Origin of the sequence: Hymenobacter aquaticus (assembly GCF_004765605.1) — a bacterium.
GTDB classification, from domain to species: domain Bacteria; phylum Bacteroidota; class Bacteroidia; order Cytophagales; family Hymenobacteraceae; genus Hymenobacter; species Hymenobacter aquaticus.
Genome location: NZ_SRLC01000001.1, coordinates 19,863 through 39,802 on the forward strand (window position 1 = coordinate 19,863; position 19,940 = coordinate 39,802).

Here is a 19,940-nt window from a genome sequence, read left to right on the forward strand (position 1 = left end):
CCGGTGCCCCGCCGGATTCCGTAGCTTTGGCCCCATGAACGCAGCAGCTATGGATGGGCCGGCCCGCGAAAAGGCCGTTTTTCTGGACCGCGACGGAGTATTGAACCACGAAATTGGCCACTATGTTTGGCGGCTCGACGAGTTCGTAGTGGCCCAGGGCGTACCCGAAAGCCTGGCCCGCCTCAAGGCCGCCGGCTACCGCCTGATTGTCGTCACTAACCAGGCCGGCATTGCCAAAGGCCTCTACACGGCCCAGGAGGTGCACGCCTGCCACCAGAAGCTGCAGCAGGCCTGCCACCACGCCATCGACGCGTTTTACTTCGCCAGCGGCCACCCCAGCGTGAGCGAGTCGCTGATGCGCAAGCCCGACTCCCTGATGCTGGAAAAAGCCATTGCCCGCTTCCGTCTCGACCCCAGCCAGTGCTGGATAGTCGGCGACCGGCTGCGCGACTTACAGGCCGGGGCCAAAGTGGGCGTGCGGGGCATTCTGGTGGGCGAGGGCGACGAGCCCCGACCCGAGCTGTACGCGGCCGATCTGAGCGCCGCCACGGATTTGATTTTAGCTTCCAGAACGATGTAGAGACGCATACTTGCGTCTCATCGTCCGCGCCGTCGGCCTTTGGTTGCTGATATTGCTGGACTAACCCATCGTTCAACGGCGAGACGCAAGTATGCGTCTCTACATCGTTCTACCACCGCACAAAAAAGCGCCGGCCCTCCGTGGTGCGGAAGGCCGGCGCTTACAGAATCAAGCTACCGAAACTACTGGCGCTCGGCGGGCGTGGCGGCCGAGGCGGTGATGGTCGACGACACGCGGTTAGCGGCTTTGGTGCTGCTGTAGGCGGGGCACTTCGTCTTGTTGCACGCGCTCAGACCGACGAGGGCCACGGAGGCCAATAAGAGTAGCTTTTTCATCCCGGGAAAAACCAAAAGAGTTGTAAGAGAAACTATACCAGTATCAAAAGTACAATTTCTGGCCCGGACGTTCAACTATCCGGGCCAGAAGTTTTTGCGGGATTAGTTCTGGTAGCCCAGAATGCGCATCATCGACTCGCCGGTCTGCTCTTCGGCAAACACCCGGTCGGTGAGGGTGCCGTCTTCGGCGCGGTCGAGAATCACCATTTTCGGGGCCGGAATCAGGCAGTGCTTCACGCCGCCGTAGCCCGAGAGGCTTTCCTGGTAGGCGCCCGTGTGGAAGAAGCCCACGTAGAGCGGCTGCTCGTCGGCGGGCTTGCGCTCGGGCAAGAACACCTGGTAGATGTGCTTCTCGGCGTTGTAGTAATCCTGGGAGTCGCAGGTCAGGCCGCCGAGCTGGATTTTCTTGTACTTTTTGCCCCAGCCATTGAGAGCCAGCATGATAAAGCGCTGGTTCAGGGCCCAGGTGTCGGGCAGGTTGGTGATAAACGAGCCGTCAATCATGTACCACAGCTCCTTGTCGTTCTGCAGCTTCTCGTCGAGGATGCTGTAGATGGTAGCGCCCGACTCGCCGACGGTGAAGATGCCGAACTCGGTGAAGATGTGGGGCTCGGGCACGCCTTCCTCCCCGCAGATGCGCTTGATAGTGCGCAGAATTTCCTCCACCATGTAGGGGTAGTCGTACTCCTTCTGAATGGAGGTCTGGATGGGCAGGCCGCCGCCGATGTCGATGGTGGTGAGGGTGGGGCACACCTTGCGCAGTTCGCAGTACTTGTGCACGAAGCGGCTCAGCTCCGACCAGTAATACGACGTGTCCTTGATGCCGGTATTAATGAAATAATGCAGCATCGTGAGCTCGAAGCGCGGGTCTTCCTTGATTTTCTGCTCGTAGAGCGGAATAGCGTCGGCGTAGCGGATGCCCAGGCGGGAGGTGTAGAACTGGAAGCGCGGCTCCTCGTCGGAGGCCAGGCGCATGCCCACGTTGCACTTCTCGCGCACGTTGTCGTGGTAGTAGTCTACCTCGTTGGGCGAGTCCAGAATCGGCATGCAGTTCACGAACCCGTCGTTGATCAGGCGGGTGATTTCCGACTTGTATTCCGCCGTTTTGAAGCCGTTGCAGATGATAAAGGTGTCTTTCGAGACCTTGCCCTTGGCGTGCATGGCCCGGATGATGTTGGTATCGAACCACGACGAGGTTTCGATGTGCACGTTGTTTTTCAGGGCTTCCTCGACCACGAAGCTGAAGTGCGAAGCCTTGGTGCAGTAGGCGTAGGAATACTGGCCCTGGTAGTCGGTTTTCTCGATGCCGACCCGGAACCACTCCTTGGCCCGCTGAATCTGGGACGAGATTTTGGGCAGGTAGGTGAGGCGCAGCGGCGTGCCGTGCTTTTCGACCAGGGCCATCAAATCGATGTCGTGGAAGCGCAGCTCGTTCTGCTCGACGCGAAACTCCTGGGTGGGAAAATCAAACGTCTGGGAAATCAGGTCGTGGTAGGTATCCATGTTTGGTGCTTGGTGCCTGGTGCTTGGTGCCTGGTTCGGGGCACTGGAGCTAAGGCAAAATTGTTGGTTAAACAGGGCTATTCAGGTTGTTCAGTTAGCAGATGTACTGTCAAGTGTCGGAATCTCAACACGAAGCACCAAGCACTGCCAACTAAGCACTAAATTGCGTCCGCAAAGATACCCCGCCCGCGGGGTTTTGGTTGTGCTTTGTTCGTTGGTCGCGGCGGAAGGTCCGTGCGCGCTAAGCCTGAGAGGAATTCCCACCCGCTCAATCGGCAAGCATCTAACCCTTTTACCCTTTTATTGCCCATGTAAATATGCGCCGCATCAAGCTCATCGAAGTCCGCTCCGAACTCGGGGCCGGGACTCGTGGGGCCAGTCTGGGGGTCGACGCCCTCCGGATTGCCTGCCTGAACAAAGGTTCTGACTATTTCCGCCGCTTCAACGCCGTAGCCGTGCCGGATCAGAACCACGTCTTGTTCGACAAGAACCATTTCCCTTTTGCCAAGCACATCGACTCGGTGTACACCGTGCAGAAGGCCATTGCCGGCACCGTGGAGCAGACGCTCCGGTTCGGCGAGTTTCCGGTGGTGCTGGCCGGCGACCACAGCAACGCCGCCGCCACCATTGCCGGTATCAAGGCCGCCAACCCCTACAAGACGCTCGGCGTGGTCTGGATTGACGCCCACGCCGACATTCACTCGCCCTACACCACGCCCTCGGGCAACATTCACGGCATGCCCCTGGCCATGGCCCTGAACGAGGACAACCGCGAGTGTCAGCGCAACGAGCTGGACCCGGAAACCGAGTTTTTCTGGCGCCGCCTCCAGAACCTGGGCGAGGAAGGCCCCAAGCTCAGCCCCGAGCACCTGGTGTACGTGGTGGTGCGCGACACCGAGCCCGAGGAAGACGCCGTGATGGAGCGGCTGGGCATCAAAAACTTCAAGCTGCCCGAGTTCAAGACCAAGGGCGCCCGGCAAGTAGCCCGCGAAATCTACGAGCGGCTCCGCTTCTGCGACCTGGTCTACATCAGCTTCGACGTGGATTCCCTGGATTCGCGCTTCTCGAAAGGCACCGGTACGCCCGTCGTGGATGGCCTCAACGTGCAGGAAGCCGTGCAGCTGTGCCGCGCCCTGCTGGAAAACGACCGGGTGGTGTGCTTCGAAATGGTGGAAATCAACCCCACGCTGGACAGCGAGAATACCATGGCCAAGAACGCCTTCGATATTCTCGAAGCTTCCACCGATGCCATTCTGGAGCGCCTGCGCATGGAAGACGTGACCAGCCGGTAGAATATTGCGGCCAGTTGCAAGGCGAAAAACCTGGTAATCACAAGCTGAAAAATACCGACTAAGTATACCAAGATTCTTTTGATTTTGGTATAAGCATCAAGTGAATTTTGCATTGTGTATACCAGTGCTTGGTATCGGATTTATAAAATAAAATTGATGTGTATACCAGGTAAATTTAGCGCCGATACTTCTCAATCTGACTTAATTTATCTGTCATCATGAGCTTGCGAAGGACCTTCCTCCATGTTCTGACAAGCACTATTCAGGGTACAAAGCCCTCTTTCATACTAGTGGAAGGGGGCTTTGCACGTTGGTAGAAGCAGCAGCGGGGGAGGGGAGGAAGGTCCTTCGCTGCGCTCAGGATGACAGGTGGAAGGGAGCTATATCGGAGAGCATGCAACTGCGGCCGGGGGCATTACACGTTCGTGTTTGAACCCGGCGCGGCTTCCGTTACTTTTGCGCCAGCATTTCCGCCGGATTTCCCGGAGCCCACGGCGGAGCTCCTTTTTAACAAAGCACCCCGTGCAACAACTCGAACAGGATATCAGAGCGGCGCTGAGCGCGGCCATACAGCAGGTTTTTGGCGTTACGGTTGCCCCCGACCAACTTGTGATTCAGCCCACGCGCAAGGAATTTGCGGGCTCGTTTACGCTCGTGACGTTCTCCCTGACCAAAGTCCTGGGCAAAGGCCCCGAGCAGATTGGGCAGGCCCTGGGCGAGTGGCTGACCGCACACGAAGCCCGCATCAGCGGCTTCAACGTGGTGAAGGGCTTCCTGAACCTGGAAGTAGCCGACCAGCAGTGGCTGCAGCTGTTCCAGAGCCTGGTAGAGCAGCCCGACGGCACGCCGGTGCCCACCGGCGGCCCCCAGAACGTGGTGGTGGAGTATTCCTCGCCCAACACCAACAAGCCCCTGCACCTGGGCCATTTGCGCAACAACTTCCTGGGCTACTCCGTGGCCGAGATTCTGAAGGCCACCGGCGCTACCGTCTCGAAAGTAAACCTGGTCAACGACCGGGGCATTCATATCTGCAAGTCGATGCTGGGCTACCAGCAGTTTGGCCACGGCGAAACGCCCCAGAGCGACTCTATCAAGGGTGACCATCTGGTAGGCAAGTACTACGTGCTGTTTGAGAAGCACTACCGCGAGCAGGTGCAGCAGCTGGTAGCCGAAGGCGTGGCCGAGGATACGGCCAAGGCCTCGGCCCCGCTGATGCTGGAAGCCCGCGACATGCTGCAGAAGTGGGAGGCCGGCGACGAGGAAGTGGTCAGCCTGTGGCGGCAGATGAACGGCTGGGTCTACGAAGGTCACAACGCTACTTACGCGGCCATCGGCGTCGATTTCGACAAGTTCTACTACGAGTCGGGCACTTACCTGCTGGGCAAGGAGCGGGTGCAGGAAGGCCTGGACCGGGGCCTGTTTTACCGCAAGGAAGACGGCTCAACCTGGGTGGATCTGGCCGCCGAAGGCCTCGATCAGAAGATTCTGCTCCGCTCGGACGGCACCAGCGTGTATCTGACCCAGGATCTGGGTACGGCCGAGCTGAAGTACGCCGACTTCCACTACGACTCGAGCATCTACGTCATTGCCGACGAGCAGAACTACCACATGCAGGTGCTGCAGGCTACGCTCCAGAAGCTGGAAAAGCCCTACGCCGCCGCCATTCACCACCTCAGCTACGGCATGGTGGACTTGCCCACCGGCAAGATGAAAACCCGGGAAGGCACCGTAGTGGATGCCGACGAGCTAGTGCGCGAGGTGGTGGAAGCCGCCAAAGCCGCCACCCTGGAAAAAGGTAAAATCGAGGGCCTGACCGACGACGAGCAGGCCCAGCTGTTCAACACCCTGGGCTTGGGCGCTTTGAAATACTACCTGCTGAAAGTCGACCCCAAGAAGCGGATGCTCTTCAACCCCGAGGAGTCGGTGAGCCTGGAAGGCCATACGGGGCCGTTCATTCAGTATTCCCACGCCCGCATTGCCCAGCTCCGCCGCAAAGCCGAGCAAATGGGTATCAACGCAACAGCTGACTTTCTGAATATCGGCGACTTGCAGAAGTCGGAGCGGGAAATGATTGAGGAGCTGGGCCGCTACGCCACCGTAGTGACCGAAGCCGCCCGCACGTTCTCGCCCGCCATTGTGGCCCAGTACGCCTACGACCTGGCCAAGGCCTACAACCGCTTCTACGCCGAGGTGCAGGTGCTACAGGAGCCCGACGAGGCCAAGCGGGCTTTCCGCGTGGCGCTGTCGGTGCAGACGGGCCGCGCCATCAAGGCCAGCATGCAGCTGCTCGGCATTGCGGTGCCCGAGCGGATGTAACTCTTTAGAAACGCCCTTCTTTTCGCCGAGAGGGGCGTTTTTATTTGCCTCTATTTCAACCACACGATTACCGATATGAAAAGCGTTGCTGTTTACTGCGGGGCCAGCCCCGGATTCAATGAAGTGTACCGTCAGCAGGCCGACCTGATGGGGCAGGAGCTGGTGAAGCGCGGCCTGACGCTGGTGTACGGCGGGGGCCGGGTGGGCCTGATGGGCGCCGTGGCCGACAGCGTGATGCGCCACGGCGGCCGGAGCATCGGCGTGATTCCCGACTTTCTGGCCGACAAGGAACTGGCCCACACCGGCCTGACGGAGCTGCACGTGGTGAAAAGCATGCACGAGCGGAAGCTGCTGATGGCCGACCTGGCCGAGGGCTTCATTGCCATGCCCGGCGGTTTCGGTACCCTGGAAGAGCTGTTTGAGGTCCTGACCTGGGGGCAGCTGGGGCTGCACAAAAAGCCCAGCGGCGTGTTCAACGTGCAGGGTTTTTACGACCACCAGCTCCAGTTTCTGGACAAGATGGTGGAGGAAGGCTTTCTGCGGCCCGAAAACCGCGCCCAACTCCAGCAGGACGCCACGCCCGCCGGCCTCATCGACAAAATGCTGGCCTACGTGCCCACCGACCTGGAAAAGTGGCTCACGGTGCCCCGCACCTAGCTGCCCGCCCACCGGCTCGGGCAAAAGACTACCTTGCTGGCCCGCAACAATGCCGCCGGGCCGATAGTTACCTGGACACTGCCCGGTTTCGTCCTTCCACCGTTCTTCCTTTCATCCGATGAAAGCTGCTTGTACTCTTCTGCTGGGGGCCTTGGCCGCCTGTGGCTTATCTTCCAACACCACCGATTCTTCCACGGCTGCTACTGCCACTGCTACCACGACCATGACGACTCCCGCCTCCGAAACGGCCGCCCGCGGCTCCGTATACGACTTCACGGTGAAAACCATTGACGGCAAAGACGTAAAGCTCAGCCAGTTTAAGGGTAAAAAGCTGCTGCTGGTCAACGTGGCCTCGGAGTGCGGCTACACGCCCCAGTACAAGGAACTGGAGGAGCTCTACAAAAAGCACGGCGACCGGGTGATGGTGCTGGGCTTTCCGGCCAACAACTTCGGCGGGCAGGAGCCGGGCACCAACGAGCAGATTGCCACCTTCTGCGAGAAAAACTACGGCGTGACCTTTCCCATGTTCGCCAAGATTTCGGTGAAGGGCGACGACACCGACCCGCTCTACCAGTTTCTGGCCGACAAAACCCGCAACGGGGCCGTGAGCGACGCGCCCAACTGGAACTTCTGCAAGTACCTGGTCGATGAGCAGGGCCACGTGGTGAGCTTCTACCCCTCGAAAGTGAAGCCCATGAGCGACGAGCTGGTAGCGGCTATTCTGAAGTAATTTCTTTGCGCTTTTTTTCTGTCTGTTAGAGCGTCATGTCGAACGCAGTGAGACATCTCGCGTGCTGACGTTGGGTTAGTAATCCTGCATCAGCACGCGAGACGTCTCACTGCGTTCGACATGACGTCCTGGTCTGTTGCCATGACTTCTTCCACACCCGCTTCTGCTTCCCCCGTCACTAGCCCGGCCAAGGCCTGGATTTCGGCCTTTCGGCCCCGCACCCTGCCCCTGGCCCTGGCCAGTATTATGATGGGCGGCTTTCTGGCCGCGGCCCACGCCGGGTTCCGGGGGGCGGTAGTGGGCCTGGCGGCCCTCACCACCATCCTGCTCCAGATTCTGAGCAACCTGGCCAACGACTACGGCGACTCTCAGAACGGGGCCGACAGCGTGCACCGCGAGGGGCCGCAGCGGGCCGTGCAGTCGGGCGCCATTACGCCGGCCCAGATGAAAAAGGGCATGGTCGTGTTCGGGGCGCTGTCGTTTCTGGCGGGCATCAGTCTGCTGTGGGTGGCGTTGGGCCTTTCGGGCCTGTGGGTGTTTCTCACCTTCCTGGTGCTGGGCCTCTCGGCCATCTGGGCGGCCGTCAACTACACGGCCGGCTCGAAGCCCTACGGCTACGCGGGCCTCGGCGACTTGTCAGTGTTCATCTTTTTCGGCCTGGTGGGCGTGTGCGGCACTTATTACCTGCAAACCCGGCAGCTGCCGCTACTCGTGCTGCTGCCCGCCGCCGCGCTGGGCTGCTTCGCCACGGCCGTGCTGAACGTAAACAACATCCGCGACATCCGCTCCGACGAGTTGGCCGGCAAAATCACGATTCCGGTGCGGCTGGGGCCGGTGCGGGCCCGGCGCTACCACTGGCTGCTGCTGCTGCTGGGCTTCGGCGCGGCCATCGTATATGTGGCTCTGGCCTACCATTCGCCCTGGCAATGGCTGTTTCTGCTCTCGGCCCCGCTGTTCGTGTTCAACGGCCGGCAGGTAAGCCAACGCCAGGAATCCATGCAGCTCGACCCGCTGCTCAAGCAGATGGCCATGAGTACCCTGGCGTTTACGCTGCTGTTCGGGCTGGGGCAGGTGCTGTAGGGCGCAATACTACTCGTTGTGCAAAGGGCCCATTACCACGCTGCTATTCCTGATTCTATTAGTCAAGAAACCAATTCTGGTAAACTTTAAAGTAAACCCGCCGCTCATCCGTCAGCCCTAAAGCAACCCGCTTCCGCGACAAAATGAGCCCGACAGTTTCACCGCCTGCTACCACCCGATGCCCGCCAGGCCCGGGGCCGGCCGCGCGGAGAAATCTTTGGACCACACTAAACAAGGCGGGCCCGGGCTGGTTGTAGCAGCAGCCCAGACAAAATAGCCCAACGCAAGCCGGTGTTCCTTTTCTATGAGGCCCCGGCTCTATCCTACTTATAGCCCAGTCAATGGCTTCCTTCCGTCAGAAAGTACTAAAATCCCTCTACCCGCTCATCATGCGCCTGACCAAATCGGGCAACCGGGGCAAGGTGTTGGAAAACAAGCAGCCCAAGCCGGCCCCGGTGTCGTTCTACGCGCTGGAAACCAAGCTGAACACGGGCCAGGAATTGGATTTTCAGCAGCTCAAAGGCAAGAAGGTATTGCTGGTGAACACCGCTTCCAACTGCGGCTACACCAATCAGTACGAAGAGTTGCAACAGCTTTCCGAGCAGTTTGCCGACGAGCTGGTGATTCTGGGCTTTCCGGCCAACGACTTCGCCGAGCAGGAAAAAGCCGACGACCACGCCATTCAGCAATTTTGCCAGGTCAATTTCGGCGTGTCTTTTCCCCTGATGAAAAAGAGCGTCGTGGTGAAGCAGCCGGCCCAGAACCCGGTGTACCGCTGGCTCTCGGAAGCCCGGCAGAACGGCTGGAACGAGCAGGCCCCGGATTGGAATTTTGCCAAGTACCTCGTCAGTGAAGAAGGCCACCTGACCCACTACTTCGGGCCGGCCGTGTCGCCCCTGAGTTCTACCATTACCAGCCGCATTCAGCCGTCCAAGGCGTAGCATTGCCTACCTTTGGGCCCGCTGTTCTGCGGTTCCGCTCCCCAAATCCCACCTCAGTTTCTTCTTGCTGGCCGGCTGCCCGCCGGCCGCCAGAACGTCTATTGCCCGCGCCGTAGCTGCTGAAGCTGCCGCGAAATTGTGTTTTCCCGCTGCCCGTACCCAACGGACCGGCGGGAAATCGTAGCTGTTTCCTTTTCCGAGCTGTGCCATGCGCCGCGCTATCCACTCTCCCTCCGATTCCCACTCCACCACTTTCTACACGGTGCTTTTTTACGGCGGCCTGGTGGGGTTCGTCGTCCTGACTAGCTTTTTTACTCCCCTGATTGAGCTTTTGGCTGATTAGCTGATCCAACCCGTGGGCGCGAGTTGGTGCCCCCCACTTTATGCCCCTGGCCGGCCCTGCCCGCCCGCTGTATTCCGTCTCCCCGGCTGCCGGGGAGTTCCGCCGGGCTCGGCAGCCCCGTTTCTGCGTTAGTTTATGAAATCCTCTTTCTCGCTGCTTCTGCTGGCGCTGAGCCTACTGCTGGGCCCCGTGCCCGCCGTAGCCCAGCGCCTGGTGTTTACCGGGCGCATCACTGAAGCCGCCACCGGCCAGCCGGTGCCCTTCGCGTCGGTGTTTGTAAAAGGCTCCACTTTCGGCACCACCGCCGACGATAACGGCCGCTACGAGCTGGCCGTCACGCATCCCGTTGATTCGCTTTCGGCCTCGGGCATGGGCTACCGGCCCAAAAGCGCCGCCGTGGGCCGCCAGCCCCAGCAAACGGTGAACCTGGCCCTGGCCTCGGCCGCCGTGTCGCTGAGCGAAGTCGTGATTCGGCCCACCGAAAACCCGGCCTTCGCCATTCTGCGCAAGGTGCAGCAGCACAAGCGGCAAAACGACAAGGGCCGCCTCGAGGCCTTCGAGTTCGACAGCTACAACCGCATCGAGGCCTCCCTGTCCGACATCACCGACCGGCTGGCCCGCCGCAAGGTCATTCGGGACATGACGGCCCTGGCTGGCTCGGTGGGGGAGATGGAGCGCAACGCGGCCGGCAAGCCCACCGTGCCGGTGTTCGGCTCCGAAGTCGTGTCGCGCTACTACGTGCGGCACCGGCCCAACCGGGAGCGGGAGGAAATCCGTCACTCCCAGCTCTACGGCGCGGCCCCGCGCGACGGCACGGTGTTGTCGCAGCTGCTGGGCTCCTCGTTTCAGGACTACGATTTCTACCCCAACTGGCAGGTGGTGATGGGCAAGGACTTCATTTCGCCCATTGCCGACGGCTGGCGCATCACCTACGACTACGACCTGGAAGACTCGGTGCTGGTGGGGCAGGATTTCTGCTACCAGCTCAAGGTGTTTCCGCGCCGGGCCCAGGATCTGGCTTTCACCGGCCGCATCTGGATTACCACTGCCGGCTACGCCCTGCGCAAGCTGGATCTGACCGTGGACCCCAAGGCCAACATCAACTTCGTGGATCAGATCCGGATTCAGCAGGAGCTGGCCCCAACGCCGGCCGGGCCGTGGCTGCCGAGCCGCACGCAGGTGGTGGTGGGCCTCAAGCCCACGCCCAAGCAAACCGGCCTGCTGGTCCGCTTCACCACGATTAACTCGGGCTTCGTGGCCCAGCGGCCCCACGAGCTGGCCTTCTACGACCAGCCCCTGGCCATCGCCGCCGACGCCCTGAAAGTACCCGCCGGCTTCTGGGCCGAGCATCGCCCCGATACGCTCACGGCCCAGGAAGCCCGCACCCTTACCGTGCTCGACTCGGTGGGCAAGCTGCCCTCGGTGCGCACGTTTCTGGAAGTGGCCGACTTGGTCGTGAACGGCTACCAGCCCCTGGGCCGGCGCGAGCTGGTGGAGCTGGGGCCCGTGCTCTATACCTACAACTGGAACAACGTGGAAGGCAACCGCCTGCGCGTGGGTTTGCGCAGCACCCCGGCCCTCAGCCCCGACTGGCTGGCGCAGGGCTACCTGGCCTACGGCACCCGCGACGGGGAATTTAAGTACGGCGTCTCGGCCGACCGGATCGTGAACCGCGCCAACTGGACCGTGCTCAGCCTCCGGCACACCCGCGACCTGGACTTGGTGGCCCTGCTCGACAACGACATGGCCCTGGAAAGCCCGCTGTTTGAGGTGGCCGCCCGCTTCGGCAACATCAAGCCGCTGCTGCCGCTGTGGCGCGAAGTAACCAGCGTGGGCGCCCAGACTGACCTGTTTCACAACTTCACCCAGAAGCTGACTTTGCGCCACCAGCGCTTCGACCCGCTCTACAATTTCGCCTACTACACCAGCGCGGTGCAGGCCCCGGAAGGCCCGACGGCGCACCGGTTTCAGCTGTCGGAGGCCGTGTTCGAGTCGCGCTACGCCCCGGATGAGGTGCTGGTGCAGAACCAGAACCACCGCACGACCGTGGGCGTGCGCAAGTGGCCCGTGTTTACCTTCCGCTATACCCTGGGGCTGAATGGGGTGCTGGGCAGCGACTTTGCCTACCACAAATTCAACCTGGCCGTGGCCCAAAGCGTGCAGCTGGGCCAGCTGGGCCGCACCGAGTACATCCTCGACGCGGGCTACATCCCGAGCACGGTGCCGTATCCGGTGCTCAAGGCCCACCTGGGTAACGAGTCGCCGATTTACACGTCCAACGCCTATAACCTGATGCGCTACTTCGAGTTCGTCAGCGACCGGTACGTGTCGTTGCACGCCGAGCACTACTTCGAAGGCTTGCTGGTGAATGCCGTGCCGCTGCTCAAGAAGCTGGATTGGCGCCTCGTGGCCTCGGGCAACGTGCTGCAAGGCAGCCTGCGCGACGCCAACCGCCACGCCACGCCCCTGGCCGATGCCACCGGGGTGCCGCAGCCCGAGTTCCATTCCCTGGGCCGCACGCCCTACGTGGAAATGGGCTACGGCGTGGAGAATATCCTCAAGTTCATCCGCGTCGACTTCCTGCACCGCCTCACCTACCGCGACCTGCCCGGCACCCGCACCTTCGGCGTGAAAGTCTGCGCCCAGTTCAAGCTCTGATTACCGCTGCCCGATATTTCGGAACGTCCGCCGGAGTCTTCCGATGGACGTTCCGAAATGCCGGGCAGAAGCTCTGGCCGTCGTGCCCGGAAAAGACCTTGCTTGCCTCTGGTCCTTGCCTAAATTTTCCGAAGAGCATAGGCATGCACAAAGCTGATTGTCAACCTTGGTTTCGGAGCCCGGGAAAGGTGAACCAGCTGCTTAGCCTCGGCCGAGCATGGCCTGGCTCAGCTACCAGGTGCCCAGAAAAAGCAGCTCAGGAATAGGAGAATTTCGACATACGGCTTTGTGGCCCACCCGCGTGAGCAGCTGGGGAAGGTAAGGGCGACTCTGGGCTGCACACAGCAACGACAAAAGCCGGGTCGACAGGCTGGCCGCCCGCTGCTGTCTGACGTAGCCAGGCGCGCAGCTGAGGTTATCCGCAGCCCTGGCCGATGACGCCAGGGCACAGTTGCCTGATGGCCGCATCCATTGCCTGGGTTACGGGAGTGCTGTGCTGCGGGCGCGTGGTAAAGCGGCTCTTGACGGGTGCCAGCGCGGCTTAGTCGGGCAGCTCGCTGATGTCGCGCGGTTCGCGGCGGGGCTGCGCGTTCTGCTCGTGGCGGAACCGGGAGGAGGAGGGATACGCCAGCCGGCGCACCCGGTTGATGCTGCCCAGGGGCTGGTGGGCCGGCAGGCAGTGGAACGGACTGAATGAAAGTACGTCGTCGCCGAACACGCGGCGGGCCGGGCTGTAGCTTTCCTGCGCAGTAATAACCAGGCGGCCGATGGGCTGGAACGGGCTGTCGGCCGCGGGCCACTCCACCGAGCCGTCCTCCACGGGCATGGTGTCGAGGTTGGTGCAGAGCTGGGCGCGCAGCTCGTATTCGGCCCCCTGCTCCCGGAAAAACGCGCCCAGAATATCCCGCCAAGCCGAATCGGCCTCGATGGACTGCACCTGTCCGGTGAGGGCGCGCACATTCTCCGAGAGCGGGGCCACGCTGATTTTGGCCAGGTAGTCGCCGTAGCGGAAGGTCCCCATTGAATGGAAGGTCTCGCCCAGAATATGATTTTGGGGCTGGTCCAGACCCAGGGGCAGCAAATCCTTCTGCACGCCCACTGCCGCCAGGCCTTTGTGCACGGCCTGCCCCACCACGGAAGCCACCGTCCGCACCTCCTCGGGCAGACCGGCCGTTTTCTCCGCCTTCAGCACGGCATCGTGGTACTGCTGAACGGTACCGGTTGCAATGGCCGGGTGGTTTACCAGCAGCCAGTCCTGGGTCAGGGCATCCAGGTCTTCGGGGCCCAGCTTGGGGCCCGGCACATTGAGCACCTTGAGGGCAAAGCCCCGGAAGCCGCTCACCTTATCGGGCAGCAGCTGGCCCGCCGCCGTGGATAGACGGATGATAACCGGATAGGTGCCCGGCAAGGCAAACAAACCCTGCGCCAGGTGGGGCGGCAGGTCGGCCGGGATGTGCAGCTCGCCCCGCACAATGGCGTGGCTCTTGGCGTGGGCGTCGCGGTTGGCGTGGCGGTGCTGGTCGAACTGGCTTTGGGCCATGCGCCTCATGGCGGCCACGGTTTCTTCCATCAGCTGCTGCTCGTTGGGCTGCGGCTGCTCAATGGCCGGCGAAAAGGGAACGTAGGGAAGGGAGGCGAAGTCAGCACGCATACACGTCGGGTAAAGTCAGGGAAGGAAAAATCGGAGTAGGGCCGGGCTGAGGGGACGTGCATCGACGTCTCAGCCGAATAGTGCAACGACTGAACAGTAAGGAGAGTTGAGCGGGCAACTTTAAAACATGCAGAATAGTATATAAATTATATAAAAACGGTTTTACGCCGCCCCTCGGGGGACGTGCCGTGCTGCGTGGCTCTCAGTTTCTCCCTGCTTTAGCTCCCTGCCTCATGCAACCACACCTACTTCTTGTCGCCGGGCTGCTGGTGGCGTTCAGCCTGAGCGGCTGCGGCTCCAAAACCGAATCGGCAGCCCCGGCCCCCGCGCCGCCCGTCCCGGTTGTTGCCCGACCCGTTCAGAGCCTGGCGCAGAGCCGGACGGTAGCCGTGAGCGGGGCCCTCGAAGCCGATAAAACCGTGGAAGTAGGATTTCTGATTGGGGGGCGGGTAAGCCAGGTCAGCGTGGAAGAAGGCGGGCGGGTGCGCGCCGGGCAGGTGCTGGCCAGCCTTGACGTGGGCAGCTACCGGTACGCGCTGGGCGCGGCCAATGCCACGCTGGCCCGGGCCCAGGACGAGTACGGACGGCTCAAGCTCATGTTTGACCGCGGCAGCCTCACGGCCAGCGACCTGGAAGCGGCTGCCACGGCCGTGGCCCAGGCCCGCGCCCAGCAGCAGCAGGCCGCCAAAAACGTGCGCGACGGGCAGGTGCTGGCCCCCATTTCGGGCCGCCTGGCCCGGCGCGGTACCGACCCCGGCGAAATTGTGGGGCCGGGCACCCCGCAGTTTACCATCGTCAGCGAGGGGCCGATTCTGATGCGGGCCGCCGTACCCGAGGCCGAGGTCAGTGAGCTGCGGCCCGGCCTGCGCACCCGCGTTACGGTGCCGGCCCTGGACTCCACGTTCACGGGCACCATTGAGGCGGTGGGTACGGTGGCCGACCCGGCCTCCCGCACCTACGCGGTGAAAATTACCCTGCCCAACCCCGGCGGGCGGCTGCGCCCGGGCATGGTGGCCGAAGCGGCCATTGCCACCACCCAGAAAGTTCAGGTGCTGTCGGTGCCCGGGGAGGCCATTGTGCGGGATGCCGATCAGCTGACGTACGTGTACGTGGCGGACGCGCAGCGCCGGCAAGCCTACCGGCAGCGGGTGCAGGTGGGCGGCGTAACCGACCAGGGTGTGCAGCTTACGGCCGGCGTGCGCGCGGGCCAGCTGGTGGTAGTGGGCGGGCAGCAGCGCCTGCGCGACGGGGCATCCATTCACCTTACTTCCCCGGCCCAATGAACCTCGTGAAATCCTCCCTGCGCTACCCGCAGGTGACGCTGGCCGTGCTGCTCATGGCCTTTCTGGCCGGGATATACTCCCTGCTGACCATGCCCCGCCGCGAGGACCCCAAGATTACCATCCGGGTGGGGTTGGTGGTGGCCTATTTCCCCGGCGCTACGGCCGAGCAGGTGGAGGCCCAGGTAACCCAGAAGCTGGAGGAATATCTGTTCCGCTTCTCGGAGGTGCGCAAGGAGAAAACCTACTCCACCACCCGCGACGGACAGGTAATCATCAACGTGGAGCTGAACGAGAACGTGGCCCGGCCCGACGAGTTCTGGTCGAAGCTGCGCCACGAGCTGAACGTGGCCAAGGCCGTGGACCTGCCCCCGGGCGTGCGCGGGCCGGTGGTGAACACCGACTTCGGCGACACGGTGGCTATGCTCATCGCCGTGGAATCGGACCGGCTGTCGTACGGTGACCTGCGGGCGGCCCTGCGCCGGCTGGAGGACCAGCTGCGCACGGTGAAGGGCATTTCCAAAATTAAGCGTTACGGTGAGCAGCCCGAGCAGATTTACCTGACGGCCAACTCCGAGCGCCTAGCCCAGTACGGGCTCAAGCTCCCCCAAGTGGTGCAGGTGCTACAGTCCCAGAACAGCATCAGCGCCACCGGCAACGTGAAAGTGGGCTCCGCCGACGTGCCCCTGCACACCTCCGGCTACTTCAGCTCCGAGCAGCAGATTGCCAACCAGATTATCGGTTCCGCGCCTACGGGGCAGGTTATCCGGGTGGGCGACGTGGCCGCCGTCACGCGCCGCTACGCCGAGCCCACGGCCCTGATCCGGGTGGACGGCCGCCGGGCCCTGCTGCTGTCGGTGGAGATGCTCGAGGGCAACAACATTGTGGATTTCGGCGAGGCCATTCAGGCCAAGCTGGCGGAAAGCCGGCCGCTGCTGCCCGCCGATCTGCGCGTGCACACCATCGTCGATCAGCCCGAGCTGGTGGACCACAGCATCAGCCACTTCATCCGGGAGTTTTTCCTGGCCATTGTGGCTGTAGTGGTGGTGTGCATGCTGCTGCTGCCCTTCAGCATTGCCTCGGTGGCGGCCATGGCCATTCCCGTAACGGTGGCCGTCACGTTTGCCGTGATGAACCTGATGGGCATCGAGCTGCACCAGGTGTCGCTGGCGGCGCTCATCGTGGTACTGGGCATGGTAGTGGACGACGCCATCGTGATTGCCGACAACTACGTGGAACTGCTGGACGAGGGCATGGACCGCTGGGAAGCAGCTTGGCGCAGCGCCAGCAACCTGGTCATTCCGGTGCTCACGGCCACGCTCACCATCATTGCCTCTTTTCTGCCGATGGTGCTGCTCACCGGCTCGGTGGGCGAGTTTATCCGGGCCCTGCCCGTGACCATTGCCGTGGCCCTGGCCAGCTCGTTCGTGGTGGCCATGCTCCTGACGCCCATTCTGTGCTACACCTTTATAAAGAAGGGCCTGCACGCGGTGGCACCCGGAACGGCACCCGCGACTGCGCCTGACGGGGAAGCGCCGGCTCCTAAGAAAAAGAAGTTCTCGCTGCTGGATCTGATGCAGGCCGGCTACGACCGGCTGCTGACCCTGTGCATGCGCCTGCCGGGCCTGACCATTGGGGTGGGGGTGCTGTCCATTGTGGCCGGGGTGCTGCTGTACCGGACCGTGAAGCAACGGTTTTTTCCGGCGGCCGAGCGCAACCAGTTTGCGGTAGAAATCTGGATGCCGATGGGCACCCGGCTGGAAACCACCGACCAAGCCGTGCGCGCCGTGGAGCAGGAGCTGCGCCGCGACAAGCGCGTGACCGACGTGGCCAGCTTCACCGGCACCAGCGCCCCCCGGTTCTACTACAACTTCAGCCCCGAGCCCCCGGCCAGCAACTACGGCCAACTGCTGGTCAATACCCACTCGGAGGAGGAAACCACCGAGCTGGCCGCGGCCCTGAGCCGGCGCATTGACGCGCTGGTGCCCAACGGCCGCCCCCAGGTGAAGCTCATGCAGCAGGGCTCGCCCACGAAAGCCCCGGTGGAAGTGCGCCTGATCGGCGACGATTTACCCCAGCTCAAGCAGCTGGGCGAGCAGGTGCAGGCCATCATCCGCCAGAGTGCGGGCAGCTACCTGGTGCGCACCGACTTTGAAAACGACTACTACGGCCTGACGGTGCGGCTGCGGCCCGAGGCCAACCGCCTGGGCTTCACTACCGGCAGCATCGCCCAAACCATCGGAACGGGCTTTGCCGGCGCGCCGGTATCCACCTGGTACGAGGGCGACACGCCCCTGAGCGTGGTGCTGCGGCTGGACTCCACCCAGCGCGCCGGCTTCCAGAACCTGGCCAACACCTACATCACCTCGCCCGCCACCGGGGCCCGCGTGCCGTTGCGGCAGGTGGCCGACCTGGTGCCGCAGTGGCAAACCGGCCGCCTCATGCACCGCAACGGCGTGCGCACGCTCACGGTGCAGAGCGAAACCACCGGCGACGTGCTGCCCTCCCAGCTGCTCAAGGAAATTCAGCCCAAGATTGCCGCCCTGCGGCTGCCGCCCGGCTACCGCGTGGAGTACGGGGGCGAAGTGGAAAACCAGAAAACCACCTTCGCCCAGATGATGATGGCCCTGGGCGTGAGCATGGTGCTCATCTTCCTGATCCTGCTTTTCCAGTTCCGCAACCTCAAGGAAACCCTGCTGGTGATGGCCAGCATTCCGCTGAGCTTGTTCGGGGCCATTCTGGGGCTGGTGGTTACCCACAATCCCTTCGGGTTTACGGCCTTTCTGGGGCTGATCAGCCTGTCGGGCATCGTGGTGCGCAATTCTATTATTCTGGTTGATTTTGCCAATGAGCTGATTGTCAAGCAGGGCATGAGTATACCGGAGGCGGCCATGGAAGCGGGCAAGCGCCGGCTACGGCCCATCTTCCTCACCACCATGGCCGCTGCCATCGGGGTGCTGCCCATGATTCTGTCGGGCTCACCCATGTGGAGCCCGCTGGCCAGCGTCATTGCCGTGGGCCTCATCTTCTCCATGTTCATGGCCCTGCTCGTGACGCCGGTGCTGTTTTCACGGGTGGTGAAGCCCCAGGACAAGCTCGTTTCGGTGGAAGGCGACGGGCCGCTGCCTACCGCGCCCCTGCCCGCGCATCCTGCCACCTTACACGCCTCCTGACCATGCGCCGACTTCCCCTACTGTATTCCCGACTGCGCCGGGTGGCCGCGCTGCTGCTGGCCGCCGGCTGCCTGGGCCAGCCCGCGCAGGCGCAGCAACCTGCCCCGGCTGCCCCGACTTCGGCTGCTGCCCGCACCATCTCGCTGGAAGAGGCCACCACGCTGGCCCTCACCCAAAACCGCCGCCTCGCTATTGCCCGCGAGCAGGTGGCGGAGGCGCAGTATAAGGAGGCGGAGGTGCACGCCAAGCGCTTTCCCAAGCTCACGGCCCTGGCCAACGCCGGCTACAACACCAATAAGCTCGACATTACCGTGCCGCGCGGGTCGCTGGGCGTGTACCCGGCCACCGGCCCCATTCCCGCCGCCGACATTCCCATCAGCGAAGGCAGCCACACCCTGGTGCTGGGCACGGTGCAGGCCGCCCAGCCGCTGACGCAGCTGCTGAAAATCCGGACCGGCGAGCAGGTGGCCCGGCAGGAGGTGGCCCTGGCCCGCACCAGCGTGCGCCAGGCCGAGTGGCAGGTGCGCCAGGGCGTGGAGAAGCTGTACTACGGCCTGCTCATTGCCCAGCAGCAGCAGCAACAGGCCGAGCTAAGTCTGCAGGCCGCCCGCAAGCAGCGCTACGACGTGGAAAGTGCCCAACTGGCCGGTAAGGCCCTGCCCGCCCAGGTGCTGGGGGCCGAGGCCAACATTGCCGACCAGGAGCAGAAGCTGCTGGCCGTGCAGAATCAGCGGGCCGACTACGCCGCCGACCTCAACCTTCTGCTGGGTTTGCCGGCCGATACGCCGCTGCAGCTGCTCCCGCCCCCCAGCCCGGAGGAAGCCCTGCAGCCCCTGCAAACCTACCTCAGCCGGGCCGATACCGCCAACCTCACCAACCGGCAAGCGGCCCAGACCCGGGAAAAAGCCGCCCTGGGTGTGAAGGCTGCCCGCCAGCAGTACCTGCCCGACGTGTCGCTCACGGCCAACTACATCCGTATTCAGGGCTCCCCCATTCTGCCCCGCAACAGCCTGCTGGTGGGCGGGCTGCTGAACTGGAACATCTACGACTTTGGCGAGCGGCAGGCAGTGGTGGAGCAGCGCAAGTCGCAGCAGCGGCAGGCCCGGGAAAATGAGTTGTATACCCGCGAGGAAGTAGCCGGCGCGGTGCAGAAAGCCTACCGTCAGCTCGGCCAGGCCGCCGCCCTGGTCGCCGCCGCCCGCAAAGCCACTGACCTACGCGCCGCCGAATTAAAGATCAAGCAGGATGCCCTGGCCGCCGGCAAGGTGCTGCCCGTGGAAGTGCTCAGCACCCAGGCCACCCTCGCCAAAGCCCAGGCTGACTTGCTTGCGGCGCAGCTAAACCACCGCCTGGCCCTCTCGGAGCTGCTGCACGTAAGCGGCCAGCAGTAGGCGGCGCGGG

At 62.9% G+C, this 19,940-nt stretch carries 14 protein-coding genes; 11 read left to right on the forward strand and 3 right to left on the reverse strand.

Going from position 1 to position 19,940, the window contains the following annotated elements; translation table 11 throughout:
- Positions 1–34 precede the first annotated feature (34 nt).
- Positions 35–580, forward strand: coding sequence for a D-glycero-alpha-D-manno-heptose-1,7-bisphosphate 7-phosphatase (locus E5K00_RS00090; protein ID WP_245328171.1), 546 nt, complete (start codon positions 35–37; stop codon positions 578–580).
- 182 nt (positions 581–762) lie between these two features.
- Here the strand turns inward: E5K00_RS00090 and E5K00_RS22690 are convergent, their stop codons facing one another.
- Complete coding sequence (locus E5K00_RS22690) at positions 763–915, reverse strand: hypothetical protein (RefSeq protein WP_167856214.1); 153 nt, start codon at positions 913–915, stop codon at positions 763–765.
- A gap of 102 nt (positions 916–1,017) precedes the next feature.
- The gene (locus tag E5K00_RS00095; protein WP_135460569.1) at positions 1,018–2,418 is read right to left on the reverse strand and encodes a type III PLP-dependent enzyme domain-containing protein; all 1,401 of its coding nucleotides are present in this window, start codon (positions 2,416–2,418) and stop codon (positions 1,018–1,020) included.
- A gap of 317 nt (positions 2,419–2,735) precedes the next feature.
- On the opposite strand from E5K00_RS00095, the gene E5K00_RS00100 reads away from it, so the two are divergent.
- The 7 genes from E5K00_RS00100 to E5K00_RS00130 all read left to right on the forward strand — a co-directional run bounded on the left by E5K00_RS00100 (position 2,736) and on the right by E5K00_RS00130 (position 12,435).
- Complete coding sequence (locus tag E5K00_RS00100; RefSeq protein ID WP_135460570.1) at positions 2,736–3,710, forward strand: arginase; 975 nt, start codon at positions 2,736–2,738, stop codon at positions 3,708–3,710.
- Between the two features lie 522 nt (positions 3,711–4,232).
- The gene (argS, locus tag E5K00_RS00105; RefSeq protein WP_135460571.1) at positions 4,233–6,026 is read left to right on the forward strand and encodes an arginine--tRNA ligase; all 1,794 of its coding nucleotides are present in this window, start codon (positions 4,233–4,235) and stop codon (positions 6,024–6,026) included.
- Positions 6,027–6,101: 75 nt separating this feature from the next.
- Positions 6,102–6,683, forward strand: a complete 582-nt coding sequence (locus tag E5K00_RS00110) for an LOG family protein (RefSeq protein WP_135460572.1) — start codon at positions 6,102–6,104, stop codon at positions 6,681–6,683.
- Positions 6,684–6,801: 118 nt separating this feature from the next.
- Entirely contained in the window at positions 6,802–7,413 is a 612-nt protein-coding gene (locus tag E5K00_RS00115) for a glutathione peroxidase (RefSeq protein ID WP_135460573.1), read from the forward strand.
- Positions 7,414–7,554: 141 nt separating this feature from the next.
- Positions 7,555–8,493: a 1,4-dihydroxy-2-naphthoate polyprenyltransferase gene (locus tag E5K00_RS00120; RefSeq protein ID WP_135460574.1), complete on the forward strand. Its 939-nt coding sequence runs from the start codon at positions 7,555–7,557 to the stop codon at positions 8,491–8,493.
- Positions 8,494–8,834: 341 nt separating this feature from the next.
- The gene (locus tag E5K00_RS00125; RefSeq protein ID WP_135460575.1) at positions 8,835–9,434 is read left to right on the forward strand and encodes a glutathione peroxidase; all 600 of its coding nucleotides are present in this window, start codon (positions 8,835–8,837) and stop codon (positions 9,432–9,434) included.
- A 478-nt stretch (positions 9,435–9,912) separates the two neighbouring features.
- A complete protein-coding gene (locus E5K00_RS00130; RefSeq protein ID WP_135460576.1) occupies positions 9,913–12,435 on the forward strand; it encodes a DUF5686 and carboxypeptidase-like regulatory domain-containing protein in 2,523 nt (840 codons plus the stop codon).
- A 541-nt stretch (positions 12,436–12,976) separates the two neighbouring features.
- Here E5K00_RS00130 and E5K00_RS00135 read toward each other — a convergent pair.
- Positions 12,977–14,086 (reverse strand): catalase family protein, encoded by a 1,110-nt coding sequence (locus E5K00_RS00135; protein WP_135460577.1) that lies wholly within the window; start codon positions 14,084–14,086, stop codon positions 12,977–12,979.
- Positions 14,087–14,319: 233 nt separating this feature from the next.
- Here E5K00_RS00135 and E5K00_RS00140 point away from each other — a divergent pair, with 233 nt between their 5' ends.
- Genes E5K00_RS00140 through E5K00_RS00150 form a run of 3 tightly spaced genes read left to right on the forward strand, consistent with a single transcriptional unit; the run spans position 14,320 to position 19,930 of the window.
- Positions 14,320–15,369, forward strand: a complete 1,050-nt coding sequence (locus E5K00_RS00140; RefSeq protein WP_135460578.1) for an efflux RND transporter periplasmic adaptor subunit — start codon at positions 14,320–14,322, stop codon at positions 15,367–15,369.
- Positions 15,366–18,539 carry an efflux RND transporter permease subunit gene (locus E5K00_RS00145; protein ID WP_135460579.1) on the forward strand — a complete coding sequence of 1,058 codons (3,174 nt, stop codon included), beginning with the start codon at positions 15,366–15,368 and terminating at the stop codon, positions 18,537–18,539. The genes E5K00_RS00140 and E5K00_RS00145 overlap by 4 nt, the downstream gene beginning before the upstream one ends.
- 2 nt (positions 18,540–18,541) lie before the next feature.
- Positions 18,542–19,930, forward strand: coding sequence for a TolC family protein (locus E5K00_RS00150; RefSeq protein WP_135460580.1), 1,389 nt, complete (start codon positions 18,542–18,544; stop codon positions 19,928–19,930).
- The last annotated feature ends 10 nt before the right edge of the window (positions 19,931–19,940 follow it).